Genomic DNA, 17,498 nt, shown 5'->3' with positions numbered 1-17,498 from the left:
CGGGCGGGCCTCGTTCCGTAGCTCAGCGGGTCACTTCACCGGCGCGGGCTCCGGGTCCTCGACCGCCTCGCCGTCGCCCTCCGGCTCGGCGGGGGTCTTCACCGAGTCGAGCAGCAACTGGGCCACGTCCACGACCTGGAGTGCTTCGCTGACCTTGCCATCGTTCTTCTTGCCGTTGACCGAGTCGGTCAGCATGACCAGGCAGAACGGGCAGGCGGTGGAGACGATGTCGGGGTTGAGCGACAGGGCCTCGTCGACGCGCTCGTTGTTGATGCGCTTGCCGATCCGCTCCTCCATCCACATGCGGGCGCCGCCCGCGCCGCAGCAGAAGCCGCGCTCCTTGTGGCGGTGCATCTCCTCGTTCCGCAGGCCCGGCACCTTGGCGATGATCTCGCGCGGCGGGGTGTAGACCTTGTTGTGGCGGCCCAGGTAGCAGGGGTCGTGATAGGTGATCAGACCCTCGACCGGGGTGACGGGGATCAGCTTGCCCTCGTCGATGAGGTGCTGGAGCAGCTGGGTGTGGTGGATGACCTCGAAGTGGCCGCCCAGCTGGGGGTATTCGTTCGCGATGGTGTTGAAGCAGTGGGGGCAGGTCGCGACGATCTTCTTCTTCGCCTTCTCGACCACCACGCCCTCGTCAGCGTCTTCGCCGAAGGCCATGTTGAGCATCTCGACGTTCTGCTGACCGAGCTGCTGGAACAGGAACTCGTTGCCCAGGCGGCGGGCCGAGTCACCGGTGCACGCCTCGTCGCCGCCCATGATCGCGAACTTGACGCCCGCGATGTGCAGCAGCTCCGCGAAGGCCTTGGTGGTCTTCTTCGCCCGGTCCTCCAGGGCACCGGCGCAGCCGACCCAGTACAGGTAGTCGACCTCGGTCAGGTCCTCGACATCCTTGCCGACGACCGGGACCTCGAACCCTGCGTCCGCTGCAAGCTCCTTTGTCCACGCCAGACGCTGCTTCTTCGCCAGCCCCCAGGGGTTGCCCTTCTTCTCCAGGTTCTTGAGCATCGTCCCGGCCTCGCTGGGGAAGGACGACTCGATCATGACCTGGTAGCGGCGCATGTCGACGATGTGGTCGATGTGCTCGATGTCGACCGGGCACTGCTCGACGCAGGCGCCGCAGGTGGTGCAGGACCACAGGACGTCGGGGTCGATGACCCCGTTCTCCTCCAGGGTGCCGATCAGGGGCCGTTCGGCCTCCGCGAGCGCGCTCGCGGGCACGTCCTTGAGCTGCGCCTCGGTGGCCTTCTCCTCGCCCTCGGCGTCCTTGCCGCCGCCCGCGAGCAGGTACGGGGCCTTGGCGTGCGCGTGGTCGCGCAGCGACATGATCAGCAGCTTCGGGGAGAGCGGCTTGCCGGTGTTCCAGGCGGGGCACTGCGACTGGCAGCGGCCGCATTCGGTGCAGGTGGAGAAGTCGAGGATGCCCTTCCAGGAGAAGTGCTCGATCTGCGAGACGCCGAACTGGGCGTCCTCGTCCGGGTCCTCGAAGTCGATCGGCTTGCCCTCGGAGGTCATCGGCAGGAGCTCGCCGAGCGCCACGTCTCCGGAGGCCTCGCGCTTGAACCAGATGTTCGGGAAGGCCAGGAAGCGGTGCCAGGCCACGCCCATGTCGGTCTTGAGGGAGACCACGATCATCCAGATGAAGGACGTCGCGATCTTGATCATGGCGACGAGGTAGGTGAGGTTCTGGATGGTGCCGAGGCTCAGCCCCTTGAGGGCGGCGATCAGCGGGTACGAGGCGAAGAAACCGATCTCGTAGTGGTCGACGCCGTGCTGGACGCCCTCCAGGGCTCGCAGCGTCATGATCGACATGCCGACGATGAGGATGACGGCCTCGACGAAGTACGCCTGGCCGATGTTGGACCCCGCGAAGCGGGACTTGCGGCCCGCCCCGTCGGGCCGGTTCAGCTGCCGGATGACGATCAGGGTGAGGATGCCGAGCGTCGTCAGCAGGCCCAGGGCCTCGGTGAAGATCTCCCACGGCAGCCAGTCGCCGATCACCGGCAGCAGCCAGTCGGCCTGGAAGAGCTGGCCGATGGCGTTGACGATCGTCAGCAGCAGGGAGAAGAAGCCCACGGCCACGAACCAGTGCGCCACTCCGACGATGCCCCAGCGGTTCATCCGGGTGTGGCCGAGGAACTCCTTGACCACCGTGACCGTGCGCCCTGCTGGGTCATCCGTACGGGTGCCCGCGGGGACGGGCTGGCCGAGTCGCACGAAGCGGTAGATCTGCAGGATGGCACGGCCGAACAGGGCGACGCCGACCGCGATGAGGACCAGCGACACGATGATCGCGGCGAGTTGCATAAGGGCTCCTCGAACCTGCGAGAGCGGAATTACTAAGCAGTAACTTAATTTGTCTTGACCGAGATTACCCGTCCGGGCGCACACCCATGTAGTCGACCGGCCGGTGATATGCGTCGCTCCCCGGCCCTCGCCCGCTGACCTCCTGCAATGCTCTCTTGATCATAAGACTCATATAAAAGTTGAGCCGTGACGACTCACGTCTGTTGACAGCGGAAAGCGGATCATGCACGCTTGAGCCTGTTCCACTCAATGCTGTAGCTGGAGGATCCCGAAATGGCACGTGCGGTCGGCATCGACCTGGGTACGACGAACTCCGTCGTCAGTGTTCTCGAAGGCGGTGAGCCCACCGTCATCACCAACGCCGAGGGCGCCAGGACCACGCCTTCCGTCGTCGCCTTCGCGAAGAACGGCGAGGTACTGGTCGGCGAGGTGGCCAAGCGCCAGGCGGTGACCAACGTCGACAGGACCATCCGGTCGGTCAAGCGCCACATGGGCACCGACTGGAAGGTGAACCTCGACGGCAAGGACTTCAACCCGCAGCAGATGAGCGCCTTCATCCTGCAGAAGCTGAAGCGGGATGCCGAGGCGTACCTGGGCGAGAAGGTGGCGGACGCGGTCATCACCGTCCCGGCGTACTTCAATGACGCCGAGCGCCAGGCGACCAAGGAAGCCGGTGAGATCGCGGGCCTCAACGTCCTGCGTATCGTCAACGAGCCTACTGCCGCCGCGCTCGCCTACGGGCTGGAGAAGGACGACCAGACCATCCTGGTCTTCGACCTCGGTGGCGGCACCTTCGACGTCTCGCTGCTGGAGATCGGCGACGGCGTGGTGGAGGTCAAGGCCACCAACGGTGACAACCACCTCGGTGGTGACGACTGGGACCAGCGCGTCGTCGACTACCTGGTGAAGCAGTTCAACAACGCCAACGGCGTGGACCTGTCCAAGGACAAGATGGCTCTCCAGCGCCTCCGCGAGGCCGCTGAGAAGGCGAAGATCGAGCTGTCCAGCTCGACCGAGACCACCATCAACCTGCCCTACATCACGGCCTCCGCCGAGGGCCCGCTGCACCTGGACGAGAAGCTCAGCCGCTCGCAGTTCCAGCAGCTGACCTCGGACCTGCTGGAGCGCTGCAAGACCCCGTTCCACAACGTCATCAAGGACGCGGGCATCTCGCTGTCCGAGATCGACCACGTGGTCCTGGTCGGCGGCTCGACCCGGATGCCCGCCGTCGCCGAGCTCGTCAAGGAGCTGACCGGCGGCAAGGACGCCAACAAGGGCGTCAACCCGGACGAGGTCGTCGCCATCGGCGCGTCCCTCCAGGCCGGTGTCCTCAAGGGTGAGGTCAAGGACGTCCTGCTGCTGGACGTCACCCCGCTGTCCCTCGGTATCGAGACCAAGGGCGGCATCATGACCAAGCTGATCGAGCGCAACACGACCATTCCGACCAAGCGCTCGGAGATCTTCACGACGGCCGAGGACAACCAGCCGTCCGTGCAGATCCAGGTCTACCAGGGCGAGCGCGAGATCGCCGCGTACAACAAGAAGCTCGGGATGTTCGAGCTGACCGGCCTGCCGCCGGCCCCGCGCGGGGTGCCGCAGATCGAGGTCACCTTCGACATCGACGCGAACGGCATCATGCACGTCGCGGCGAAGGACCTCGGCACCGGCAAGGAGCAGAAGATGACCGTCACCGGCGGCTCCGCGCTGCCGAAGGACGACATCGACCGCATGATGCGCGAGGCCGAGCAGTACGCGGAGGAGGACCACAAGCGCCGCGAGGCCGCCGAGACCCGCAACCAGGCCGAGCAGCTCGTCTACCAGACCGAGAAGTTCCTCAAGGACAACGAGGACAAGGTCCCGGGCGAGGTCAAGACCGAGGTCGAGGAAGCGGTCACCGACCTCAAGGAGAAGCTCAAGGGCGAGGACACCGCCGAGATCCGCACCGCGACCGAGAAGGTCGCCGCGGTGAGCCAGAAGCTCGGCCAGGCCATGTACGCCAACACCGGCGCCGAGGGCGCGGGCGAGGCCGGTGCCGCCGGTGCGGACGGTGCCGAGGGCGCCCAGGCCAAGGCCGACGACGACGTGGTGGACGCCGAGATCGTCGACGACGAGAAGGCCGACAAGGGCCAGGGTGGTGCCGCGTGACGGAGGAGACCCCGGGCTTCGAGGAGCAGCCCGACGTCCCCTCCGAAGCCGCGCAGACCCCCGACGACGCGGCGAAGGGCGCCGGGTCCGCCGACAAGGCGGGCCCGGGCGCCCCGGCCGGGGACCTCGAGCAGGTAGCCATTCAGGCGCAGCTGGACCAGGTGCGGACCGCTCTCAACGAGCGGACGGCCGACCTCCAGCGACTTCAGGCCGAGTACCAGAACTACCGACGCCGGGTCGAGCGGGACCGGGTGCAGGTCAAGGAGGTCGCGGTCGCGAACCTCCTGTCCGAGCTGCTGCCCGTGCTCGACGACATCGGCCGGGCGCGTGAGCACGGCGAGCTCGTCGGCGGCTTCAAGTCCGTCGCCGAATCGCTGGAGACGGTGGCGGCGAAGCTGGGCCTCCAGCAGTTCGGCAAGGAGGGCGAGCCCTTCGACCCGCTGGTGCACGAGGCGCTCATGCACTCGTACGCGCCGGACGTCACCGAGACGACGTGCGTGCAGATTCTCCAGCCGGGGTATCGAATCGGCGAACGAACGATCCGCCCGGCGCGGGTCGCGGTCGCCGAGCCCCAGCCGGGTGCCTCGCCCAAGGGCCCGGGCGAAGGCGACGGCACGGCACCGGACGAGGAGAGCGGTGGCCCGGAAGAGGGCTGACGCGACGGTGACGGCGGGAACAGCAGGAATATCAGGAGAGGAGGGACGTCGGGGATGAGCACCAAGGACTTCGTCGAGAAGGACTACTACAAGGTTCTCGGCGTCCCCAAGGACGCGACCGAGGCAGAGATCAAGAAGGCGTACCGGAAGCTCGCCCGCGAGTACCACCCGGACGCCAACAAGGGCGACACCAAGGCCGAGGAGCGCTTCAAGGAGATCTCCGAGGCGAACGACATCCTCGGCGACCCCAAGCGGCGCAAGGAGTACGACGAGGCCCGCTCCCTGTTCGGCAACGGGGGCTTCCGCCCCGGGCCGGGCGGGGCGGGCTCCACCGGGAGCTTCAACTTCGACCTGGGTGACCTCTTCGGCGGCGCCCAGGGCGGCCCCGGTGGCGCGGGCGGCTTCGGCGGCGGGCTCGGCGACGTGTTCGGCGGTCTCTTCAACCGCGGCGGGCCCACCCGGACCCAGCCGCGGCGCGGCCAGGACATCGAGTCCGAGGTGACGCTCAGCTTCACCGAGGCCGTCGAAGGGGCCACCGTTCCGCTGCGGATGTCCAGCCAGGCCCCGTGCAAGACGTGCTCCGGCACCGGCGACAAGAACGGCACCCCGCGGGTCTGCCCGACCTGCGTCGGCACCGGACAGGTCAGCCGCGGCGGCGGGGGCGGCTTCTCGCTCACCGACCCGTGCGTGGAGTGCCGGGGCCGCGGCCTGATCGCACAGGACCCGTGCGAGACCTGCAAGGGCAGCGGACGGGCCCGTTCCGCCCGCACCATGCAGGTCCGCATCCCCGCGGGCGTCAGCGACGGCCAGCGCATCCGGCTGCGCGGCAAGGGCGCCCCGGGCGAGACCGGCGGTCCGGCCGGTGACCTCTACGTCATCGTCCACGTGGACCCGCATCCGGTCTTCGGCCGCCGCGGCGACAACCTGACCGTCACCGTCCCCGTCACCCTTCCGGAGGCGGCACTCGGCGGCGAGATCAAGGTCCCGACGCTGGGCGGTCCGCCGGTCACCCTGAAGCTGCCGGCCGGCACCCCCAACGGCCGGACGATGCGCGCCCGCGGCAAGGGCGCGGTGCGCAAGGACGGCACCCGCGGCGACCTGCTGGTCACCGTCGAGGTCACGGTGCCGAAGGACCTCAGCGACGGGGCTCGCGAGGCGCTGGAGTCCTACCGGGAGGCGACCGCGGGCGAGGACCCGCGGGCGGAGCTGTTCCAGGCCGCGAAGGGAGCATGACCCAATGGAGACGCACGGCCGAGGGGGCCTCGGAGGCAGGGGACCCGGCCGGTCCCGCAATCCGTACGAGCTGACCGACGAATCGCCGGTGTACGTCATCTCGGTCGCCGCTCAGCTCTCCGGCCTGCATCCGCAGACCTTGCGTCAGTACGACCGTCTCGGCCTGGTCTCCCCGGACCGTACGCCCGGCCGCGGCCGGCGCTACTCCGCGCGCGACATCGAGCTGCTGCGCCAGGTGCAGCAGCTGTCGCAGGACGAGGGCATCAACCTCGCCGGGATCAAGCGCATCATCGAGCTGGAGAACCAGGTCGCCGCGCTCCAGTCGCGCGTCGCCGAGCTCCAGTCGGCCGTCGAGGGCGCGGCCGCCGCGATGCAGCAGCGCGAGGCCCAGGTCCACGCCTCGTACCGCCGTGACCTGGTCCCCTACCAGGACGTCCACCAGGGCAGCGCGCTGGTCGTGTGGCGTCCCAAGCCCAAGCGCAGGGACTAGCGTCTCCCTTGATGCGAGCGACAGGCCCGGCGACCGACCTCGGTCACCGGGCCTGTCGCATGGCGAGGTCTTCGATGCTCCCGTCCGAGGACTCATCCGTTCGAGTGGCACGCCACCCGAACCCGGGCCGTCAGGCCACTCGTCTCCCTAGCGTGAGGCCGTTGCCTGTGCCGCAAGGGCACGCTTGGCCCACACTTGAGGAGGAGGTGCTGCGCCGTGACCGCACTCGCCCATGAGGCGCCTACGACGTCGGAGGTGCCCGAGACCATGTCCCCGATCTCGCTCGATGAGGCCCTGTGGCAGGCGTGGAAGTCCCTGGAACTCCCCGAGGGCTTTCGCGCGGAGATTGTCGAGGGGTTCATCGAGGTGTCGCCGACCGGACGTTCCAGCCATGGTTTGATCATTCACCGCATGTACCGCGCGATGGCGCACTGCCTGGATGACTCTGATTGGGCTGCGTATCGCGACCTGAACGTCATCCACGGAATGAAGGTGTGGGTCCCTGACATCTTCGTCGCGCCGGAGGAACCCGAAGAGCACCTCACCGAGGACGGCCTCGGCTTCTCCGCATCCGCCGTGAAGCTCGTCGTTGAAGTGGTCTCTCCCGGGCATGAGAACCAGCAGCGCGATCGGGTGCGCAAGCGCCGCGCCTACGCCGGGGCCGGAATTCCCGTCTACGTCATGATCGACGACCACGATCAGCATGGCACGGTCACCGTGCTGACCTCGCCCTCTCCGGACGAGCAGACGTACGCGGCCGAGACTCGTGTCCCGTACGGCACGGTGGTGGAGATTCCGGAGGGCCCGGCGAAGGGTTTCGCGATCACGGAGGAGATCACCGGCCCGCGCCAGGAGTGACCGGGGTGCGATGAGTTCCGGGCCGCTGGACTGTCCTACCTGCTGAAAGGAGCATTCCACCGCAGGAGACCCCCATGCACGCAGTCCTCGTCACTCTCACGATCGACCCGGCCCAGGCCCCCGCGGCGGCCGCCGCGCTCATGAACGACATCCTGCCGAAGCTCATCGCCGCACCGGGTTTCGTCTCCGGCCAGTGGCTGGAGCCCGTGGACGGCCGGGGCATGTCGATCCTGACGTTCGCGGACGGGGAGCGGGCCCGCGCGGCCGTCCCGCTGCTCGGCGCCTCGGCCCCCGGCGTCACCGTCGAGTCCGTCGAACTCCGCCGCGTCGCCCTCACGGCGCCCTGACCGCACGACCTACGCCCACGCGGCGGGCGGCTTCCGGCTGATCTCGCACCAGACGACCTTGGACGCGGGCCCCCACCGCTCGCCCGTCAGCGGGTAGTGGCTCCACCGGTCGGCGAGCAGCCGCAGCAGGTGCAGCCCGCGCCCGCTCTCGCTGCCCGCCGTGAGCGGGCGGAGGCCGGGTGGGGCCACGCTGGAGTCCCAGACGGTCATCCGCAACGTCTCGGCGGACCACTTCAGCCGCAGATCGGCCTCACCGCCCGCGTGCACGAGGGCGTTGGTGAGCATCTCGCTCGCCAACAGCTCGGCGCGCTCGACCAGTTCGGGCAGCTCATGGGCGGTGAGCGCGGTACGGAGGGAGGCTCTGGCCACGCCGACGGCCCGGGGGTCGTGCGGGATGTGGAGGCAGTACTCGAACGGGGCGACGGGTGGCGTGACGAGGGGCATACGGGCCTCCTGCTGGCGCGATGGGACGGGCCGACCGGTGTCAGTGCCGCCGTGCCGCGTTTGCGGGCATGACGGTGCGCTTCCGGCTGGCCGGTTGCTTCGCTGGGTGAGCGATGCGCTACGTAACGTATGGTGCTACCTAGTAACGGTGCAACCTAGTCCGGCAAGTTCGCCCGAATGGGTCGAGTCGTGGCATCGTGGCGCCGCAGATGTCGAGTCACAGGGAGTACATGCATGCCGCCGAGGAGTAATCCCACCGCTCGACAGGAACGCCTTGGTGCAGAGCTGCGAAAGATGCGGGAGCGTGCGGGTATGACCGCGCGGGAGGCTGCTGGGCGCCTCGGCGTGAGCCCCATGCAGATGAGTCACATGGAGGTCGGCCGTATCGGCGTCAGTGCGGAGCGGCTGCGCACGCTGGCTGATCACTACTGCTGTGCGGACCGCGCGTTGGTGGATGCGCTGGCCGCAATGGCGACGGAGCGGGTCCGTGGCTGGTGGGAGGATTACCGCGGCACGCTTGCTTCGATGTCTCTGGACCTCGCGGCAATGGAGTGGCACTCCCGGCGTATGCGAAGCCTGCAAGTGGTGCACATTCCGGGCTTGCTCCAAGTGGAGTCGTACATGCGGGCTCTGTTCACCTACGCGCGTTCGAACCACGCTTCTGATCACCTTGAGGCGGTCATCGACTTCCGCTTGAGGCGCCGGAATGTGCTTGAGCGAGACGACCCGCCGGAGTTCACGGCGATCATCCACGAGGCCGCGCTGCTGATGAGGGTCGGTGACCGGAAGGCGGCCCGTGAACAGCTGGAGCACATTCTGGTGACTTCCGAACTCCCGGGCGTCACCGTATGTGTGGTTCCCTTCTCTGCCGAAGGGTTCGCGGGTATGGGGTACGCAATGACGTACGCGGCAGGTCCGGTGCCTCAGCTGGACACGGCGCAGATCGATCACTTCCACGGCATCGACTTCCTTCACGCCGAGGCGCAACTGGAGCACTACCGGGCCCTTCTGCGTACCGTCGAGTCGTCTGCGATGAGGGCCGAGGAGTCGCGAGCCTTCATCCATCGCATCGCACGAGAGCTGTAAGGGGTCATGAGAATGGACCGAACCGGTTGGCGGAAGTCTTCCTTCTCGGGGACAGGGCCGGACAACAACTGCGTCGAACTTGCCGCCACCCCAAGCGCCATACATCTGCGCGAGAGCGACGCCCCACAAGCCGTCCTCGCCACCACCCCACCCTCCCTCGCGGCCTTCATACGGGCCGCCAAGGCGGGGGAGTTCGACCGGTTGAGTTGACTCCCGGACAGCGGTACGCCGAGGGATCGGCGTACCGCTGTCCGTGAGCCGCCTCAACCACGTTATCCACAGGCCCGAGCGCCGACGAAGGATCGACGGCACTCTGGGGGGATGGCGGAAACGGGGGACGCGGTCTCGCTGACCGAGCTGGCCAGGGCCCACGGCGGGGTCCTGCTGACAACCCAGGCCATGGCCTGCGGATGGCCGCAGCGGAGGCTGAACCGGCGTCTGGTGAGCGACGGGTGGACGCGCATCCGTACTGGGGCTTGGCTTGAGCCGGGGCGGGCGCTGGACGGGATGGTGCTGTTGCACGCCAACCAAGTGGGGCGTCCACATCTGGTGGTGAGCCATACCGCCGCAGCGGTGCTGCATGACATCGAAACCCGTACACAGCGTGTGGAGTTCACCGCCCCACGCGGGGTCAGCGCGACCGTCCACGGTGGGGTGCTGCACAAAATGCGGCTCGGCCCGGAGGAAACCAACACGGTGGGCGGACTGAGGGTGACCACGGTGCCGCGCACCATGGCAGACCTCTTACGGGCCGGGCCGCGGGACGACGCGTTGGTGGCGGTGGAGTCGGCGGTGAGCAGGCGGCCCAGCCGTTACGGGGGTGGGAAGCGGCGCAGGGGGCCGCTGACCACGCTGGGGGAAGTCGCCGAGGCCCTTGAGAGGAGGCCCACCCTGCGCGGTACGGCCACCGCACGGGAGTGGTTGGCGCTGGCGGACCCCAGGGCGGGGTCACCGGCGGAGACGATCGCCCGCCTGCGGATGCACGACGCGGGGCTGCACCCCGCCTCGCAGGTGCTGCTCACGACCCCCTCGGGTCGGCGGGCGTATCCGGACTTCTTCTTCCGGGCGCAGGGGCTGGTGGTGGAGATCGAGGGCTACCGGTGGCACGGGAGCAGGGCACAGCACCAGCGGGATACCGCTCGCTTCAACGACCTGATGTCGTGCGGGGAAGTGCGCCGGATTCTGCGGTTCACGGCGAGCGATGTGTACCGGCGCCCCGGAGCGATGATCCGCGACATCCGGGGCGCCCTGGCACAGCTCGCCGGCGTTCAGCCTGCTTCGTAGCTCGCGCGGAGGTCACTCATCGGCGATGCCCGCCTCGTTGCCTCCTCGGGCCTGCTGGAGGGATTCGGCGATGGCGGCGAACTCGCTGAGCGCGGCCTGGAGGTCCTCGACGATCTCGGCGGCGAGGACTTCGGGAGCGGGGAGCGAGTCGGCGTCGTCGAGGCTGGGGTCCCGGAGCCAGAGGATGTCGAGGTTCGCCTTGTCGCGGGCGGCCAGCTCTTCGTAGGTGAAGGACTTGAAGCGTTCCGTTTCGACGCGCTCGCTGCGGTCCTCGTCGTCCGGCCGGTAGCACTGGACGAAGTCCTCAAGGGAGGCCCGGGTGAGGGGGTTCTGCTTGAGGGTGAAGTGCTGGGCGGTACGGAAGTCGTAGACCCAGAGCTTCTCGGTCCAGGGCTTCTCGGGGCGGGCGGGCTTGCGCTCGAAGAACAGGACGTTCGCCTTCACGCCGCCCGCGTAGAAGATGCCGGTGGGCAGGCGGAGGAGGGTGTGGACGTCGTACTCCTTGAGGAGGCGGCGCCGGATGGTCTCGCCCGCGCCTCCCTCGAAGAGGACGTTGTCCGGGACGACGACGGCGGCGCGGCCGTGGATTTCGAGCAGCGAGGCGATGTGCTGGACGAAGTTCAGCTGCTTGTTGGTCGTGGTGACCCAGAAGTCCCGGCGCTCGTACGCGATGGACTCGCGGGCCGCCTTGCCGTCGTCGCCGTAGACGGTGATCGAGGACTTCTTGCCGAAGGGCGGGTTGGCGAGGACGAGGCTGGCGCGCTGGTCGGGCGGGTTGGCGAGCGCGTCCTTGGCGCGGATGAGCGCGTTGCCGGTGGGGTGGCCGATGCCGTGGAGGAAGAGGTTCATCGCGGCGAGGCGCGCGGTGTTGCGGACCAGCTCGTTGCCCCAGATGCCGCCCGAGCTGAGGTGCTGGCGCTGCTCGGGGGTGAGGGCGGAGCCGTACTCCTTGAAGATGTGCTCGGCCGCGGCGAGGAGGAAGCCGCCGGTTCCGCAGGCCGGGTCCGTGATCGTGTCCTCGGGGGTTGGCTTGACGCAGTCGATGATGGCCTGGATCAGCGGGCGCGGGGTGAAGTACTGACCGGCGCCGGACTTGATGTCCTCGGCTCCGCGGGCCAGGAGTTCTTCGTAGGCATCGCCCTTGATGTCCGTCTTCTGGCCCGACCAGCTCTCCTTGTCGATGAGGTCGCTGATCAGGCGCTTGAGCTTGGCGGGGTCGTGGACCCGGTTGCGGGCACCGTTGAAGATGAGGTGGAAGGTGGTGTTGGTGCGCTGGTTGCCGAGGTCTTCGAGGAGGTTGGTGTAGGCGACTTCGAGGGGTGCGCCGCTCTTCTTGAGGAGTTCGGGCCAGCCCCGGCCCTCCCACTCGGGCCCCTCGGGCATGATCTGCTCGCGGAACACCGGGGGGCGGGACTGCGCCTCGTGCGCCATCTTGAGGAAGACGAGCAGGGTGAGCTGCTCGACGTAGTCGATGGTGGAGACGCCGTCGTCGCGAAGGACGTGGCAGTAGCTCCAGAGCTTGTCGACGAGACGGCGGGCCTCGGTGGTGTTGCCGGTGGTGTTCGTCGTCGGGGCCGTCGTCACGAGGGGAACTCCAGGTCGAGGGTGGGCTGTTCGCCGGTGAGGGGTGTGGTGGCGGTGGCTGCGGGCGCGGGTGGAGGCTCGTCGTGGGTGGCCTTACGCTGCGCCGGTGCCCGGCGGGTGCGCCGCTTCTTGGGTGCGGCGGCCTCGCGCTCCGCGCGGATGCGGGCGAGGAGTTCGTCGGCGGGCTCGTCGTCGGGGTCCTGGGGGGCCAGGCGCCCGGCGAAGGCCTCGGCGAGGAGGGAGCGGCGGAGGGCGGCGGACTTGCCCTCGCTGGACTCGGCGACGCTGACGGCGCGTTGCACTTGCTCGACAGTGTGGGCCACGTCCTTGACGACTCTTCGCTGAGTTTCAATATCGGGAAGCGGTAGGGGCGTGTTCAGGATGGTTTCCTGGTCGATCTTTGGCATCGAACCGGCCAGGCCTTTAGCGGACGCGCGAAAATACTGCCGAGTCTGAGGGGCGGACAGCACGAGTTGAGCGAACCGGGAGTCCAAGCGTTCATCAGTCCTGACTCGGATCAGCAAGTCCGGGTAAATAGCCCAATTGCTGGGGCCATCGTAGAGCGCGGACGTGCCGACCAGGTCTGGAGTGTTCGATCGCTGAATGAAAATGTCGCCAGGTTCGAGCCAGAGGTTGGAAACGCGGTGAGGATCGGGTGCGGTTAGCTTGGTATGAGTCTCGTCGAACTTTCCTTGCGTAACGGCCGTAAGTGTCAGCGTTCTGACCGTCCCGTCGGTGGCTGCCCTGGCAGAGTGGCCGTTGCGTAGCGGTTCGCGAAGGACATCACCAAGGCGTGCTCGGGGCGAGGAAAGAGACAGACCCGAAACGGTCTTTCTCTTGACAGTGTCAATTAGAGCAAACCCGGACCGCACCGCTTTGGCGACACTCTGCGTGGCGGCATCCAACCGAGACAGTTGCTGTTCGAGCGCAGTGACGATGCGCAGCTGCTCGCTCAGCGGAGGTAGCGGAATGTTCACCTGCTTAATCTTGAAGGTACTCAGCGTATGTAGACCGCTTGTAGAAGCTGCAACCCGCCGAATCTGCTCAGAGATAACAGGTGAGTTCCAAAGTAGTTCAAGAAAGCGGTCCGAGATAGCTGAAGTGGGGCGCACTCGGATCAAGTGGTTTTGGTGCACGCAGGCTTCGATCTCGCCTCGCCATCGGGCAGCGCGACCGAGTTGCGAAATGCTCCCATTTCCTTCGACTACCAGGAGATCGCCCGTACGCAGCGCGAACCTTTCGATCTCTCCTTCGAAGAGCTCAATCTCGTGCACATCGCTCAGCTCAAGCCCCGCGCTCGTCACATTCGCGACTCGAAGGAATGGATACTTGTTTGCGATCGGTCGCCGCTTCTGCTGCTTCTGGATACCGCCTTGGACATCAGCGATTTCATCGAGCCGGACCCAAACCCAACCCTTGGGAAGCTCCCCACCAACCCCACTCACGCGCCCAGCTCCCGTCCCAGCTCATCCAACAACTCGGCCCCACGGTCGGCACCAAAGGCCCTCAAGAACCCATCAACCCCACCATGCTCGTTGAAGGGTACGTCCTTCAGGTGTTCCGGGCTGATCGCCGCATCCGTCGCTATCACGTCCACCATCCGGTCCAGCCACCACTCCTGCTCCTCGTCGAACACCGCACCCGCCTGCGCCTGCCGGGCACGCCACGCCGCGTACCGCTCCTCCACCAGCGCCCGGTACGGGCGGACCTCCTCGTCCAGGCCCAGCTCGTACCGCAGCAGGCCGATGAGATCCACCGCACCGGCCTTGCCGCTCGGGCGCTCGGTCGCCTTCCCGAGCTGCACGTACGCGTCGTATAGCTTCGTGGGCGTCCACTGGAACGGGGGACGTTCGATCTTGCGCGCCAAGTCGCGGACCTTGCGGTAGACCTCCCTCGGCTCGCGCCGCTCGCGGAAGGCGACGTTGAAGGCGGCGATCTCGTCGCGGTGCGTCTCCAGGTACTGCTTCCAGGACGTCACCCGCCTCATCGCCAGCTCGTCCGCCGTGATGCCGCGCGCTTCCCGCACGCTGTCCACGCTCACCTCGTCGATGACGATGTCATGGGCGCGGCGTATCGACATCAGCCGTTCCCGCAGCTCCTTGTTGGACGCGATCGGCTTGAGCGCCTGCACCAGGTTCTCCCGGACCTTCTCCCGGCCGCCCTCCTGCTGCGCCTTCTCCTGCTCGTCCGGGTCGACCGCCTTGACCAGGCCGCCCACGATCTCGCTCAGCGGCTGACCGGCCAGCTCCTCGATCTCCTCGCGCTCCTCATCCGTGATCTGCCGGTCCAGCCGGGCAAGGCGGCCCGCCAGCGTGGCGACCTCGTCCTCGGTCATCGCCAGGCCCGCCGTCTTGTCCATGAGCCGCTGGAGCGGGATCTGCTTCTCGGACGCTCGGTTCAGGGGGCGGGCGTCCACGCGCGGGGAGTCCGTCACGCCCACCGCGTCGACGATGACGAACCGCTCCTTCACCTCCGCGTCCGGCGTGACCGCCTGGAACTCGGCCGGGTCGATGGTCCGCGACCCCCGGCCCTTCATCTGCTCGAAGTACGCCCAGCTCTTCACGTCGCGCAGGAAGAACACGCACTCCAGCGGCGGGATGTCCGTCCCCGTGGCGATCATGTCGACGGTCACGGCGACGCGCAGCTCGGGGCTGTTGCGGAACGCCTTGATCAGGCGGGCCGGATTCTTCGCCGCGTGCGTGATCTTCGTACAGAAGTCGTCGCCCTCGCCGAAGACCTGGCGGACCGTCTGCACGATCTCATCGGCATGGTTGTCGTCCACGGCGAAGATCAGGGTCTTGGGCACATGGGTCCGCGCCCGCTGGTCCTCGCCGTCGCCCATCGGCGGGAAGATGTCGGTGAACAGGTGGTTGCGGAAGGTCTCGATCACCAGCTTCAGCTGCCCCTTGCTGATGATCTGCCGTCCGAGCTGGGACGCCTTCCACTCCAGGTCGGACTCCAGCTCCTGGTACCGCTCGCGCCGGGTCTTCCGCTCCCGTACCGGAACGACCGTCTCGGCGGGGATGGTGCTGCCCTGCTCACCCAGCTCGGTACGGATGCGGAAGACGTCGAAGTCGACGTTGACGCCGTCGGCGACGGCCTGCTCGTACGGGTATTCGCTGACGAGGTTCTGGAAGAAGAAGCCGAAGGTCTGGGCGACGGGGGTCGCGGTGAGGCCGACCAGGTGGGCGTCGAAGTACTCCAGCACCGCGCGCCACTTGCCGTAGATGGAGCGGTGGCATTCGTCGACGACGATCAGGTCGAAGGACTCGGGCGGCAGTGAGGCGTTGTAGCCGACCTCGGCCGGGGTGTCGATCAGGTCGTAGCGGTCGAGGGCGGCGTCGTCCACGTCCGCGTCCGGGACCTCGCGACCGGTCAGGGCCATCCACAAGCGCTGCACCGTGGAGACGACGACATCCGCCGAGCCCAGCACGGTGTCGCCCGCCAGCCGCTGCACCACGTACAGCTCGGTGAACTTCCGGCCGTCGTCCGGGGTGTCGAAGTTCTCGAACTCCGTGGCGGCCTGGCTGCCCAGGTTGTTGCGGTCGACCAAGAACAGGATCCGCTTGGCATCGGCGTGCTTGAGCAGCCGGTAGCTTTCGCTCACCACCGTGAACGTCTTGCCCGCGCCCGTGGCCATCTGGATGAGGGCCCGCGGATCGTCCTTCGCCAGGGAGCGTTCCAGCCCCTCGATCGCCGACACCTGAGCCGGGCGCAGCGGCTCCCGGTCGAGGAACACCTCCGGCAGGCGGCGCATCCGGGCGCGCAGGGTGGGCGCCTGCGGGTCGGCCTCGGCCTCGTCGATCCAGCGGGCGACGGTGTCGGGCCGGTGGACAGAGAAGACCTCCCGGGTCCGGGGCACCGGATCGAGAGCGTTGTGGAAGCGGACGGTGTTGCCGTCGGCGACGTAACGGAAGGGCAGGCTGGCCCGCCAGGCGCTGAGCTGCTGGCTGCGGGTGAGCCCGGTGGCGTACCGCGCGGCCTGCTGCATGGCGCCTTCCAGGTCGGCGCCCTCGCGCTTGGCCTCGACCACACCCACCAGCTGCTGTTTTACGTAGAGCAGGTAGTCGGCGCGACCCACGGCGGTGGTGACCTCGCGCACGGCGACGCCGGCGACTCCGGGGACGCCCTCCTCGTAGAGGTTCATGGCGTTGGCGTCCTGGACCACCCAGCCCGCCTGTTCCAGCACGCGGTCCAGCTCCGCGCGTACCTGCGCCTCGCTCATGGGAGGCAGGGCCGCCTTCTGGGCGTGGGAGATGAACGCGTCGCGTTCCGAGGTGTTCTTGAGCGGCTTGGGCGCGATGGAGACGTCGGCCAGGTCGGCGTCGGACTCTTCGATCTGTGCGCTGAGCTGCTCGACCAATGCGCTGAGCGCGGCACGGTCCGCTTCGGCACGGGCCAGTTCGGCTTCGGCCTGCTCGCGTGCGGCCTTCTCCCGCTCCAAGCGGTCCTGCTTGCCGTCGAAGCGCATCCGGGCCTCGGCGAGCTTGGCCCGGTAGTCGTCCAGCTCGGTGCGGAGCTGTTCCAGCTCCTCCAGGTCGGCGGGGGTGGCCGGGGTGGGGCTGTCGTCGGGTGTGGCCGGGGCGAGGAAGACACGGTGGGTGGTGTCGTTCTGGTTGCGGGCCCGGTGCAGCCAGTCGCCGAGCTTGAAGCAGGTCTCGACCATCTGGAGCGCGGTGCGGACGTTCGCGTAGTAGCCGTGGGCGGCCTTGTTCCCCGTATCGCGCAGGAAGTCGAACCAGTCGTAGGTCTGCTCTTTCAGGATCCCGGCCTGGGACAGCGCCTTGATGCGGTGGAACTGCTTGTTGCTGTTGACCTGGAGGCCGAGGAGGTGCAGCAGATAGCGGGCCATCACCTCGCCGAACAGGCGGGCCTTGAACATGGCGGCGTGCGAGTCGGTGTGGACATACGACTCGGCGGAGCAGCCGATGGTGACGAGCAAGGGCTCGTGTTCCAGCAGATGACCGAAGTTGGACGATCCGGCTGCCAGCTGAGCGACCTGCGGGTCGTGCTGGTTTCCGCCCTGGCCGGTCGGCGACGTCGGCATGGTGTTCCCCCCAAGAA

14 protein-coding genes are annotated in these 17,498 nt (G+C 67.8%); 9 read left to right on the top strand and 5 right to left on the bottom strand.

Annotated features, from left to right (window positions below; genetic code table 11):
• Positions 1-30 precede the first annotated feature (30 nt).
• Positions 31-2,307 (bottom strand): heterodisulfide reductase-related iron-sulfur binding cluster, encoded by a 2,277-nt coding sequence (locus LCH29_RS28795; RefSeq protein ID WP_446464610.1) that lies wholly within the window; start codon positions 2,305-2,307, stop codon positions 31-33.
• Positions 2,308-2,580: 273 nt separating this feature from the next.
• Here LCH29_RS28795 and dnaK point away from each other — a divergent pair, with 273 nt between their 5' ends.
• From dnaK to LCH29_RS28765, 6 genes are all read left to right on the top strand, one after another.
• Positions 2,581-4,452: a molecular chaperone DnaK gene (gene dnaK / locus LCH29_RS28790; RefSeq protein ID WP_446464609.1), complete on the top strand. Its 1,872-nt coding sequence runs from the start codon at positions 2,581-2,583 to the stop codon at positions 4,450-4,452.
• Positions 4,449-5,108: a nucleotide exchange factor GrpE gene (gene grpE / locus LCH29_RS28785; protein WP_063735538.1), complete on the top strand. Its 660-nt coding sequence runs from the start codon at positions 4,449-4,451 to the stop codon at positions 5,106-5,108. Before dnaK ends, grpE begins: the two co-directional genes overlap by 4 nt.
• Before the next feature lie 54 nt (positions 5,109-5,162).
• Positions 5,163-6,341, top strand: coding sequence for a molecular chaperone DnaJ (dnaJ, locus tag LCH29_RS28780; protein ID WP_446464608.1), 1,179 nt, complete (start codon positions 5,163-5,165; stop codon positions 6,339-6,341).
• Positions 6,342-6,345: 4 nt separating this feature from the next.
• Positions 6,346-6,831, top strand: coding sequence for a heat shock protein transcriptional repressor HspR (locus LCH29_RS28775; protein WP_446464607.1), 486 nt, complete (start codon positions 6,346-6,348; stop codon positions 6,829-6,831).
• A 216-nt stretch (positions 6,832-7,047) separates the two neighbouring features.
• The gene (locus LCH29_RS28770) at positions 7,048-7,689 is read left to right on the top strand and encodes a Uma2 family endonuclease (RefSeq protein ID WP_446464606.1); all 642 of its coding nucleotides are present in this window, start codon (positions 7,048-7,050) and stop codon (positions 7,687-7,689) included.
• 74 nt (positions 7,690-7,763) lie between these two features.
• Positions 7,764-8,036, top strand: coding sequence for a hypothetical protein (locus LCH29_RS28765; protein ID WP_446464605.1), 273 nt, complete (start codon positions 7,764-7,766; stop codon positions 8,034-8,036).
• 9 nt (positions 8,037-8,045) lie between these two features.
• Here the strand turns inward: LCH29_RS28765 and LCH29_RS28760 are convergent, their stop codons facing one another.
• Complete coding sequence (locus LCH29_RS28760) at positions 8,046-8,480, bottom strand: ATP-binding protein (protein ID WP_446464604.1); 435 nt, start codon at positions 8,478-8,480, stop codon at positions 8,046-8,048.
• 177 nt (positions 8,481-8,657) lie between these two features.
• Between LCH29_RS28760 and LCH29_RS28755 the strand changes: the two genes are divergently transcribed.
• The 3 genes from LCH29_RS28755 (at position 8,658) to LCH29_RS28745 (ending at position 10,850) form a co-directional block, all read left to right on the top strand.
• Positions 8,658-9,566: a helix-turn-helix domain-containing protein gene (locus LCH29_RS28755; RefSeq protein ID WP_446464603.1), complete on the top strand. Its 909-nt coding sequence runs from the start codon at positions 8,658-8,660 to the stop codon at positions 9,564-9,566.
• A gap of 12 nt (positions 9,567-9,578) precedes the next feature.
• Complete coding sequence (locus tag LCH29_RS28750) at positions 9,579-9,776, top strand: DUF397 domain-containing protein (RefSeq protein ID WP_446464602.1); 198 nt, start codon at positions 9,579-9,581, stop codon at positions 9,774-9,776.
• A gap of 111 nt (positions 9,777-9,887) precedes the next feature.
• Positions 9,888-10,850 carry a hypothetical protein gene (locus tag LCH29_RS28745; protein ID WP_446464601.1) on the top strand — a complete coding sequence of 321 codons (963 nt, stop codon included), beginning with the start codon at positions 9,888-9,890 and terminating at the stop codon, positions 10,848-10,850.
• A 12-nt stretch (positions 10,851-10,862) separates the two neighbouring features.
• Here LCH29_RS28745 and LCH29_RS28740 read toward each other — a convergent pair whose 3' ends face one another.
• From LCH29_RS28740 to LCH29_RS28730, 3 genes are read right to left on the bottom strand one after another with little or no spacing between them, the layout of a single operon-like run.
• The gene (locus tag LCH29_RS28740; RefSeq protein ID WP_446464600.1) at positions 10,863-12,434 is read right to left on the bottom strand and encodes an HsdM family class I SAM-dependent methyltransferase; all 1,572 of its coding nucleotides are present in this window, start codon (positions 12,432-12,434) and stop codon (positions 10,863-10,865) included.
• A complete protein-coding gene (locus LCH29_RS28735; RefSeq protein ID WP_446464599.1) occupies positions 12,431-13,879 on the bottom strand; it encodes a restriction endonuclease subunit S in 1,449 nt (482 codons plus the stop codon). Before LCH29_RS28735 ends, LCH29_RS28740 begins: the two co-directional genes overlap by 4 nt.
• On the bottom strand, positions 13,876-17,481 hold the full coding sequence (locus LCH29_RS28730) for a DEAD/DEAH box helicase family protein (RefSeq protein ID WP_446464598.1): 3,606 nt from the start codon (positions 17,479-17,481) through the stop codon (positions 13,876-13,878). The genes LCH29_RS28735 and LCH29_RS28730 overlap by 4 nt, the downstream gene beginning before the upstream one ends.
• Between the last annotated feature and the right edge of the window lie 17 nt (positions 17,482-17,498).

The organism is Streptomyces sp. BRA346 (assembly GCF_052851135.1).
This window is presented reverse-complemented; position numbering and strand designations above follow the sequence as displayed.